Origin of the sequence: Gordonia sputi NBRC 100414, assembly GCF_000248055.1 — a bacterium.
In the GTDB taxonomy this organism is placed as follows: domain Bacteria; phylum Actinomycetota; class Actinomycetes; order Mycobacteriales; family Mycobacteriaceae; genus Gordonia; species Gordonia sputi.
Window position 1 is genome coordinate 1 of the sequence record NZ_BAFC01000067.1, and the last position, 6,439, is coordinate 6,439.

Below are 6,439 nucleotides of genomic sequence, written 5' to 3' on the forward strand. Positions count from 1 at the left end.
GCGCCGGCCCGGACCCCGGCGCGCGGCGCCGTCACTCCTCGGGGGCCGCCGGGGTTGCAGCGGGTGGCGATCATCGTGGAGTCGTCGACGACGGGCCGCCGCGGTTCGAGGTTCCAGCTCGGCTTGTTCGGGTCGACGGCGCGGGCGAAGTTCCAGTGGCACACGAATTGCGCTTTCATGCCGGGGGTGTCGGCATCGGGGGCCAGCGCGAGCACCTCGCGCCAGGCGACCTCCGCGCCGTCGTCGGCGATGCTCGCGCGGCCGTCGGACGTGGGGTAGATCTGCAGACTCGGCCCGACGGCCGTGCTCGCCCACGCGACGTGGTCGACGTATGGCGGCGGGTGCGCCGGATCGAGGACCGCAGACGCTGACGGTGCCCCAGACTCAGCTCCAGACACCGCGTCGGGCCCGGACTGAGACGGACTCGCCACAGCCCCAGACCCCGACACACTCGGCGTCGAGCCGCTCGGTTCCGCGTTCGACGTCGAGTCCGCGCCGCAGCCGGTCAGTAGCGCGAACGAGAGCACCACCATCGGGAGCACGAGGGCACGCGTCGTCCGGAATGTTCTCACCGCTTCGACGGTAGTCGGCGGAGTAGGGTTCGATGCGTGACCTTCCGGCACGCACTCCGATTCTGTGTGATCGCTGCGGTGGTCATGGTCATCGCCGCAGCGTGCGGCGAACCTGCTCCCAAGGCGCTCGACGAGTCGTCGACGGCCCAGTCCGCTGACCACGATTTCACCGGCAGGGTGTCGACGACAGAAACGGGCCTCGTGCTCGACGGACGCACCTGGTTTCCCGCCGGGTTCAACAGCTACCAGCTCGGCACCGACTGGGCGATCAACGTCGGATGCGGCGCGCAGGTCGACCTCGACGAGTACTTCGGCAAGCTCCCACCACGCGCGCTCACCCGGTTCAACCTCTACTCGGCGTTCGTCGTCGACAAGAAGACCGGCAAGAACAACCTTTCACGGCTCGACGCCGTCTTCGCTGCCGCCAAACGGCACAACCAGATGATTCTGCCGGTGCTGACCGGAAGCTCCGGCGCATGTGAGAACGAGAAGTTCAAAGAGCGTTCGTGGTATCAGAGCGGTTGGCACACAACCGAAATCGCCGCGGGAATGACCTTCTCCGACTGGCTGTCGACCGCAATTAAGCGCTGGCGCGACGAACCGACGCTCGCGGGCTGGGAGCCTGTCGGTGAGTCCGAGGCGAGCAACTGCGGAGCTACCGGATGTGCCTGGCAGACACGCACCTGTCCGGCCAACGGCGCGGCGGTTCTGCGTACATTCTTCGACGAAGTCGGCCAACGCATCCGGGCCATCGACCCCACCCACCCGATCTTCTCGGGCTTCGTCGGCGGGGATCAATGTGGGCTCACGGGAGGCGACTACGCGCGCGTCGCCGCCTCCCCCGGCCTCGACGTTCTCGACTACCACGACTACAGCGCGGGCGGTGCGATCGCACCGGGTGGCAGCAATCTCCCCGCGCGCCTTGCCCAAGCGAGAAACCTCGGTAAACCTTTGGTGGTCAACGAGATCGGGATCGAAGCAGGGTCGTGTCTGTCGCTCGACGCCCGCGCGCGTCAGTTCACCAGCAAGTACGAATCGCTGCGCTCCGTCGGGGTCGCTGGCGCCCTGCTATGGGCATTCGTCCCCGACCCGCGGACGGACGAATGCACCTTCGACATCGGCTACGACGACCCCGCGTGGCAGGTCGTTGCGCACGAAATCTCCTGACACACGTTCACGACGTCCGCGGATTCACCTCGTACACACGCCAGTTCGGCATGTTGGCTCCCTGATTGCGGGCCTCGAGCACGAGCGTGGAAATCTGATCGCCATTCTCGTACAGCGTGGGGTACCGAATGTTCAATGCGTCCGACGACCCGCGGCCCGCGCGCGGCACCGCCAGCAGAAACCGCACGCCGAAGCGGGCGGGTTCGTTCAAGATCTCGTCGAAGTCCTGATCTGACGGGATCACGAACTGCTTCGGATGTCGGGATTGCACGACGACGGCGAACCCATAGACGGTGTCGGTGAGCACGCTACCGTCCGGCAGATGCAGCGAGTCGAGGTACTCTGCGAGCGCCCGCTCAGTGGAGAACGACCGCAACACCCGCTCCTCGTCGAGATAGCGCTTCTCCGTCGAATCCGGTTTGGGCGCAACGACAGATCGGTACGCGAACTCCTGCGGCGCGTACTTCGGCGACGTCATGCCCGTCGCGGTGACCGGGAGCCCCACCACGAATGCGAGGACAGCGACCGTGCCGATCAGTCCGTACCGCCATCCTCGGCCCGCGCGCGGATTCGCTTGCGGCAGTGCCGATCGCGGCCCGAGCCGACGGTACGGCTCGATACGACGCGCCGGGGTGGCAAGCAGAGCGGTCACCGCGGCCAACAGGATGATCGTCATGTAGAAGCGCAAGAACCCGAAAGTGGTTCCACGAACGTAACTCAGCACCTGAAATGCGATCACCGCACCGATGATCAGGACCGGTACCGCCAGCGGATACAGCCGGTGCCGCCGAATACGCACCCACGCGACGAGCACGAACAGTACAAGGTAGAGCGGCGCAAGGATGAGTAGTTCGGTGATCGAGAAACGCAGTGCGTCAAGGCCGGTCGCACTGCCTGTGCCACCTGATTGATCGATGATCGCGGAGTTGCCGTACTGCGAGGTGAACTGCGCGAACGCCTGGCCGGTGATCAGCCAACTCGTCAGTGCCCACACGATGAACGCCAGCAGGCTCGGCGATGCGACGAGCACGACGTCGAGCAGCGCCCGCTGCACTCGCAGCCTGCGCCCGGCCGCCTTGTCGGAACGTCGATAGGTCACGAACGCCACAAAGCAACCTGCGACGAACGCGGCGACCGCGCCGTCGTATCTGGTGAGGTAGGCGAGGCCGAGAGCGATTCCGGCGACGATCAATTCGTGTACGTCGTCGGTGTCGACCCACCGGATCAGCCGCCGGACCGCCCACGCGAGGAAGAAGATGTACGGCGCCTCGCTCATCCCATTGGCCGCGTACAGGACGATCATGGGGTTGAGCGCGAACACGAGCGTCACGATGACGGTCATCGCAGTCGGCAGTGCTCTGTCGCGCGCCACCCCCGACACCTGCACCACGGCGCCCGCCATGAATGCCGACGACATGATCGCCGCCGACAACGCGTCGGTCGTCATCTGCGGCCACCACACCGACAACGCGGTGAGCGGTAGCTGCACGAGCGCCGTCAGCGGCGTGAAGATGAATCCTATTGCGGCCAAGTGCGGATCCCGACTGAACAGCACACTCTGCGCGGCTTGCACCCTGGACAGCGAGTCGCCGAAGTAGGCGTGCACGCCGACGGCCAGGTACACACCGAAAGCGAGGTAGGCCAGCCACACGACAAGCCACAGCGCGACGGATCGACGGGTCATTGAGCCGCCTGCGTCGACGAAGCCGTACCCGACGAAGACCTACCCGACGAAGCCGATGCATCCGACGTCGTCTCAGAAGCGGGAGACGTCTCAGCAGTATCGGACGGACTGGCGTCGGAGGTGAGTCCGTGGGCGGTCTTCTCCCAGTACGACGGTCGAAACAGCAACTGCCACATGCCCTTGATCGCCGCGATGCTCATCATCACCCAGTAGAACGGGACGATGAGCCCCGACCAGAGCAGTTCGCCGCGGTCGTCCTCCCTATTCGCGACGAGCGTCATGTAGATCGCCGCGCTGTTACCGATGACGAACGAGATCAGCGACAGGTAATAGATCGGCCCGGGAAAGAGCTCCGCGACAAACGCGGGCTGCCCGGCGATCCACACGATCAGGATGAGCCAGAAGATCATGTTCATACACGCGATGAAGGGAGTGCCGGCAATCAGCAGGGTGAACCGGATCATGCCGAGCAGCCCCATGAAGTGGAAGAGCCGTCGGGGCCTGCGCATGTGCACGAGCCACGTCTGCATGTAGCCCTTGTACCAACGCGACCGCTGGCGAATCCAGTTGATACCGTCCACATTTGCTTCTTCGAGCGTGACCGAGTCGAGCACAGCGGTGCGGTACCCCTCGCCCGCGATGCGCACCCCGAGATCGGCGTCCTCGGTGACGTTGAACGGATCCCACGCACCGAGCTCGATGAGCATGTCCTTGCGGAAGTGATTCGACGTCCCGCCCAACGGAATCGTCGCCTTGCTGACCATCAGACCCGGCAACAGGTAGCCGAACCAGATGCCGTAGTCGGCGGTAAACCATTGTGTGAGAACGTTGTCGGTGACGTTGTAGAAGCTCAGCTTGCCCTGCACGCAGATGACGGAATCGTCGTCGAGTTCACGAAACGTCGCCACCACTCTGCGCAACTGGAGCGGGTCTGGGTGATCCTCCGCGTCGAAGATGGTGACGATATCGCCTGTGGCGAAATGCAACCCGTAGTTGCAGGCTTTCGGTTTGGTCCGCGGATCGCCCGGCGGTGTGAGCACAGAGGTGATGATGGGCGACGAGTCGACCGCATGGGCGGCCTCGATCGTCGGTGCGTCGTCCTCCTCGAGCAGGAGCAATACCTGCAGCTTCTCCTGCGGGTATTCGAACGATTCCATCGCCTCGATCAACTGCCCGACGACCTCCGGCTCACCGTATGCGGGAACCAGCACGGTGTACTTCGGCAGGTCGTCGTCGGCGATCGCGCGCGCTTGTTCGTCGGAGATCCGGATCGCACCGTTGACCAGGCCGAGCCGAAATGTGTTGAGCCGCTCGATGAGCGAGACGATGTAGATCACCGTCGCGATCGATACGAGCGTGGCCGCGGTGCCGATCGGCCAGAACACGAACCCCACGACGATGACGGCGATCACGACGGCACCGATGATCTTCTGCGTCCGGCTGAACGCTACCGACGCGGTCATCATCGGATCTTCACGACGCAGCCGGTTGATCGCGTCGTCGAGCGCTGCCGTGCGGTACTTCTCGTCCGAAAGCAGTTCGTCGACTTCTTCTTTTGTGTCCGGCGAGGCGAATGTCGGTTGCTCCGAGGCGGATTCGGTCATGGTTGATCCTCCCGCCGTACGCCGGACAGTTGTTCGTTGACGATGTCGCGCCCGGCGTCGAGTACCAGCTGCCGGTCCTTGAAATCAGGCCGGTCGTCGCGGATCACCGCGTTGCCCCGGAAGGTGACGTCGATCAGCGCACGCAGATTCGTCGCGATCGTCAGGGTGGGTTGCGGGAAGTAGGCGTTCGGCTCGTGGTTGTCGACCGACCACACCGACACCTGCTGTGCGTGCTCGCCGTCGCCCCAGAGCCAGGTGAGCAGGGTGTAGGTGAGGTACCTCTTGTCGTCGAGGATTACCTCGAGGACCGCTGGGATGCCATGCGGCAGCACCACATTGGCCGAATCCGAGAAGCGATTGCCCGAAAGATTGTAGGTGAAGGTCTGCGGATAGAGGTCGAACCGCAGCGGGTGAAGCGTTTCGATCGTGTCGACGACCACCTTGCGCGGGCGAGCCTCCTTGTCGAATGCGATATCCCCGGATTGCTGGATCAGACTCTGTCGCGCAAACTGCGCACCGCGTCCGTAGAGGTTGTCGGCGAAGTCGTAGCGCAGCGTCGGCCCATCCTGGCGCCACTCGGGTGGCACCGCCAATGGTGCCTGTGTCGACAATCCCGCGATCGTCGTCACCGGCGTGGCAACCACTCGCTGAAACGGCAGGAGCAGCGTGATGAGAGCACTGACCACGAGCACCGAGATCGCGCCCGCCTTGACCGTCTCGACGCCCGGCTCGTACAGCGGGCGGTCGAACGGACGCGACGTCGTGTGCCGCCGTCGACGCAGGTACGCGATCAACCCGACGACGAAGACGCTGCCAACCGCGGGGAGTGCCTGAAACGCGAACAGCGGGGCGTCGGGATGCAGGATGTGGACAACCACGACGATCACGACGCCGAGCACGACCGCCGCAACGAAGCCGATCAGAGCCGACCGTCGATCGCGACCGATCGCGATCGCCGCGGCCATCGCGCCGAACACCGTCATCACCAGACCCGCGGACAGCTCGTTGCCACCGATACTCAGCAACGCGACCCGGTACACGATCGGAAACGTCACCAGTCCGAACAGCCACACCCAGTGGTAGCGCATCGTCGGCCGCAGCCCGAACATCAGGACCGCACCACCGAAGAAGAACGTCAGCAAGCCGAGGATGTCGAGGTGCGTCAGCAGATACAGCGCACCGGTGAACCGGTTGGTCAGCGCGCCGTCGAAGCAGAACGACAGCAGCATCACGATGACACCGACGATGATGTCGGTCTGACGATCGCGGATCGCCCGCTCCTCGTGGCGGCGCAACGTGACCCCGTACGCGGCCATCACGACCAGGACGACCACCACGAGGATGTAACTCAGATCCGACCCGTACACGAAGATCTCGCGGTACCACTGCCCGATGTTGTGCCAGTAGCCGAC

5 protein-coding genes are annotated in these 6,439 nt (G+C 64.5%); 1 reads left to right on the forward strand and 4 read right to left on the reverse strand.

The annotated features are described in order from the left end of the window. Positions 1-572: DUF2599 domain-containing protein (locus tag GOSPT_RS11470; RefSeq protein WP_306302061.1), on the reverse strand; the 572-nt coding region annotated here is incomplete at its 3' end. A gap of 36 nt (positions 573-608) precedes the next feature. Between GOSPT_RS11470 and GOSPT_RS11475 the strand changes: the two genes are divergently transcribed. Then, positions 609-1,739: a glycoside hydrolase 5 family protein gene (locus tag GOSPT_RS11475; RefSeq protein WP_005206287.1), complete on the forward strand. Its 1,131-nt coding sequence runs from the start codon at positions 609-611 to the stop codon at positions 1,737-1,739. A 7-nt stretch (positions 1,740-1,746) separates the two neighbouring features. Here the strand turns inward: GOSPT_RS11475 and GOSPT_RS11480 are convergent, their stop codons facing one another. From GOSPT_RS11480 to GOSPT_RS11490, 3 genes are all read right to left on the reverse strand, one after another. After that, on the reverse strand, positions 1,747-3,423 hold the full coding sequence (locus tag GOSPT_RS11480) for an ArnT family glycosyltransferase (RefSeq protein ID WP_005206291.1): 1,677 nt from the start codon (positions 3,421-3,423) through the stop codon (positions 1,747-1,749). After that, positions 3,420-5,027: a glycosyltransferase gene (locus tag GOSPT_RS11485; protein WP_005206293.1), complete on the reverse strand. Its 1,608-nt coding sequence runs from the start codon at positions 5,025-5,027 to the stop codon at positions 3,420-3,422. Before GOSPT_RS11485 ends, GOSPT_RS11480 begins: the two co-directional genes overlap by 4 nt. Continuing rightward, the coding region (locus GOSPT_RS11490; RefSeq protein WP_005206295.1) for a hypothetical protein at positions 5,024-6,439 on the reverse strand (1,416 nt) is incomplete at its 5' end. The genes GOSPT_RS11490 and GOSPT_RS11485, both read right to left, overlap by 4 nt.

Coding starts and splice junctions, on each gene's coding strand:
- GOSPT_RS11480 (WP_005206291.1), bottom strand. CDS start 3,423: ATGACCCGTCGATCCGTCGCGCTGTGGCTTGTCGTGTGGCTGGCCTAC.
- GOSPT_RS11485 (WP_005206293.1), bottom strand. CDS start 5,027: ATGACCGAATCCGCCTCGGAGCAACCGACATTCGCCTCGCCGGACACA.